This window comes from Mesorhizobium sp. M1143 (genome assembly GCF_040318435.1).
GTDB lineage: Bacteria > Pseudomonadota > Alphaproteobacteria > Rhizobiales > Rhizobiaceae > Mesorhizobium.
On sequence record NZ_JAMYMJ010000131.1, the window covers coordinates 1 to 3,223 of the forward strand.

Sequence of the window (3,223 nt, forward strand, 5' to 3'; positions counted from 1 at the left end):
GGGCAGCCGGGCCGACTCCCTTCTGAATTCAATTATCGTCGGCGTGGCGGCTAACAGACGAAACCGTTATTTAGTCTGGTCATCCCTGCCTTGGTGATCTCGCCTTTACAGATTCCAATCCTGGACGCTAAGCCAGCAGCGGCCACTCGCTGCTGTCCAATCAACAAGCCCCAAACATCAGGTCGCGCTTATATACAAAAAAGCCGGCCACCTTTCGGCAGCCGGCCAGTGCAAACAAGGAAGGGAACGTTGCACTGATGGGGCAGTGCACCGTCCGAAGCGTTTTCAGGCGACAATGTTCCACCGATGAGAGAACAAAGAAGGCTTCACCGCCAGCGCACATCCCCTTAGCCGCGCTGTGTTGCCGTCGCCTAGTGTCTAAAGGCCTTTAACCAGCCACGGATCGGTGTCGTATCCGAGGCGCGGCTTTTCCGGCGTTCCACCGGCCGGCAATTTGGCGGTTCCGGTCGGCCTGCAGTCCAGCTCGAGCACCTGCTTCTTGGCCGAGTGCTTCGTAGAGCAAAGGTCCGTGGCGTCACTCACCACCACCTTCTTCTCCTTGGCAACAGCGACACCAGTCCCAGCGATCACGATCGCCGCACAAAACACAGCAACTCTCATCATACTCCCCACGTTGTGCCTCCCCAAAAAGGCTGAGCCTGACGATCGCGCCACGTCATCGCGATGACGTTGACGAAGGCGCATCAGCAAGGTGGCCGTAGTGGCCGCTTGAGCGATATCTATGGGCGTTGCAACCATCGCAGCCTCCCTCAAAGCGATGGCAAACCCCTCACTAGTAAGCCCGCTCAGACTCTCTCTGCAATCAAAAAAAGAGTTGTCCTCGCTCCCTGTTCTGTCATCGCAATGAAGGACGACATCTTCGAGCACGCTCAGCACACCTGGCGCATGGAAAAAGCTGGAGGCGTTTATAGGTGCTTGGGGAATCCGCCGTTTGTTTGCGTTGTGGAGCGGGACAAAGCAAGTTACTCACTCAGGCTGGCTACCGTGGAGCGGGGCACCAGCCCGACTTCCACGCGTTGCCGTGGGAAGCTGAACACAGGGCCGTCAAAGAAAGGCAAGGTGGACGCGACGGCGCTCGCTGAACGCATTCGGGCGCCGGCTGCGTTCGCGTTCACACCCGGCGCTATGTCGCTTCTAGGCCCGCTCTGTCGCTACTTTGTGCGCAGCATATTGTGGGAACTCTGCCTCGGCCCACGCACTCAGTGGCTGACCAGAACGAGCGCATCATCGGCCTAACCGTTTAGGCTGTAGAATTTGTGTGTGCGCTCGTATCGAGATGCGGGTGATGTCGCAGCCGAAACGCGCTGCTTCCTTCTCGATCCGCCCCATCAGTTTGGCGCCGATACCAGCACTGCGCATCTCGGCGTCGACAACCACATGGTCGGCCTACGCCCACTTTCCGCCCATACCCGGTTTGCTGATAGAGCGGGTAGATAGCCGCGATCTCTTCGAGCTCCATGGCTGAGTGTCGATGCCTATGTCGGCGAGGTGATGAGTGCGGCCTTGCCGCCGAACACCAGCCCCAACTGGGCAGTCGCATCGCTCGACATTACGGGCGATGCAGCCACTGCGAAGGTCGAGGACGAATTTGGAACCACAAGGTTCACCGACTATCTTTCTCTGCTCAAGATCGCAGGAGAATTGAAGATCCTTAGCAAACTCTACCACCTTCACTAATACGACCGTCCAGATCAGAGGCCAAATACCGCAAAACTGACCAACCTGTCGTAGGTCTCCCAGCGCCTTTAGAGCTTGAGCTCAGTCCTTAGCGCGTCGATTCGCTTCGAGGCCTCGGCTTTGCTTAGATCTTCGGCGTAGCTTCTGTCGTCGCCCGCCTGCTCACATAATGTTTTCAAGTAGGAAGCTTGCGACGGAGTCATTGGCTCGTCTCCCGTCGTCCATTCGTCAGGATCCTTGCTGATAGCTTCGCCTTTGGCTCGGGGTGTAGTTTGCATGACGCTCTCCATGTTGGGAACGGCACAACGTATTTGATCTGCTTTTGTTCCACATGCTTGAAGTGTCTGAGATTGCGATGGCAGGGGTGTTCACGAACGCAAGTTTACCCGTGCTGGAAGAATCCGACGAGATTGCTTAGCTTGCGCTCGCGGTCGCCAACGATGAACTCAACGCCAACTCTGCGCGAGACATCGAAAGATCCTCCGCGCCCGCAATTTACCCCAACGGTGAGGAGACGCCCCATGAAAGCAATCGTAGCGACGGACCAGACTGCAGGAACGGCCGGGATGAAGTTGGTGGAGTTGCCCGAGCCTCGGGCGGCAATTAACGACGTGGTCGTACAGGTTCATGCGGCAGGATTCGTCAACACCGAACTGGAGTGGCCCTCGACGTGGGCCGACCGAGCATTCCGTGACCGGACCTCTTCGATCCTCGGCCACGAACTGGCTGGTGTGGTCACTGCGCTCGGCTACGGCACTACGGGGCTTTCTATAGGTCAGCGGGTGTTCGGCCTCGCGGACTGGCATCGCGACGGCACCCTCGCCGAGTATGTTGCCATGGAGGCCCGTAACCTCGCGCCGCTGCCCGGCGATGTCGACTTTACGGTGGGCGCTAGCCTGCCGATCTCCGGCCTAACCGCATGGCAGGGGCTGTTCCAGCATGGCCGCATCAAGGCCGGGCAGAGCGTTCTCGCGCATGGCGCTGCCGGTGCCGTCGGTTCGATGGTGGCGCAGCTTGCCAGGGAGGCCGGAGCCTATGTGATCGGCACCGGGCGGGCCGCCGACCGCCAGAAAGCGCTCGACTTCGGTGCAAATGAATTCCTCGACCTCGCAAAAGACACCCTTGAAGATGTCGGCGGCGTCGATCTGGTGTTCGATGTCATCGGCGGCGATGTCCAGAAGCGATCCGCAACGCTTGTCCGGGCCGGAGGTATCCTTGTCACAGTCGTCGGACCAACGGATATTCGACCTGCAGACGGCCTGGCGGTTGACTTCGTCGTCGAGGCTGATCGAGCCCAGCTTTCTGAGATAGTGCAGCGGATCCGCGATGGACGACTGCGGTCGAACATCGTCAAGGTTTCGAGCTTGGATGATGCCATCGGCACCTTCAACTCAACGGACCGACGCGCGGGCAAGACCGTTGTTCGCGTTCGTCCGTGAGAACTTGGGAGAGAGGCGGGCTCTCGCTCCTTATGGTCGCGTCGGCAGCTGACACGGTGAGGTGCAAATCAGCGCCTGTCGCGGGA

At 59.1% G+C, this 3,223-nt stretch carries 5 protein-coding genes; 2 read left to right on the top strand and 3 right to left on the bottom strand.

Features of this window, described 5'->3' with window-relative positions; translation table 11 throughout:
• Positions 1-378 precede the first annotated feature (378 nt).
• Together NKH35_RS31105 and NKH35_RS31110 are read right to left on the bottom strand one after the other, a co-directional pair.
• Positions 379-888, bottom strand: coding sequence for a hypothetical protein (locus NKH35_RS31105; RefSeq protein ID WP_352917510.1), 510 nt, complete (start codon positions 886-888; stop codon positions 379-381).
• A 357-nt stretch (positions 889-1,245) separates the two neighbouring features.
• Positions 1,246-1,398, bottom strand: a complete 153-nt coding sequence (locus NKH35_RS31110; RefSeq protein WP_352496840.1) for a GNAT family N-acetyltransferase — start codon at positions 1,396-1,398, stop codon at positions 1,246-1,248.
• 84 nt (positions 1,399-1,482) lie between these two features.
• Between NKH35_RS31110 and NKH35_RS31115 the strand changes: the two genes are divergently transcribed.
• Positions 1,483-1,698, top strand: coding sequence for a nuclear transport factor 2 family protein (locus NKH35_RS31115; protein WP_280790541.1), 216 nt, complete (start codon positions 1,483-1,485; stop codon positions 1,696-1,698).
• A 68-nt stretch (positions 1,699-1,766) separates the two neighbouring features.
• Here the strand turns inward: NKH35_RS31115 and NKH35_RS31120 are convergent, their stop codons facing one another.
• The gene (locus NKH35_RS31120) at positions 1,767-1,976 is read right to left on the bottom strand and encodes a DUF3072 domain-containing protein (protein ID WP_031193277.1); all 210 of its coding nucleotides are present in this window, start codon (positions 1,974-1,976) and stop codon (positions 1,767-1,769) included.
• Between the two features lie 243 nt (positions 1,977-2,219).
• On the opposite strand from NKH35_RS31120, the gene NKH35_RS31125 reads away from it, so the two are divergent.
• Positions 2,220-3,137: an NADP-dependent oxidoreductase gene (locus NKH35_RS31125; RefSeq protein WP_023723939.1), complete on the top strand. Its 918-nt coding sequence runs from the start codon at positions 2,220-2,222 to the stop codon at positions 3,135-3,137.
• The last annotated feature ends 86 nt before the right edge of the window (positions 3,138-3,223 follow it).

Coding starts and splice junctions, on each gene's coding strand:
- NKH35_RS31120 (WP_031193277.1), bottom strand. CDS start 1,976: ATGCAAACTACACCCCGAGCCAAAGGCGAAGCTATCAGCAAGGATCCT.
- NKH35_RS31125 (WP_023723939.1), top strand. CDS start 2,220: ATGAAAGCAATCGTAGCGACGGACCAGACTGCAGGAACGGCCGGGATG.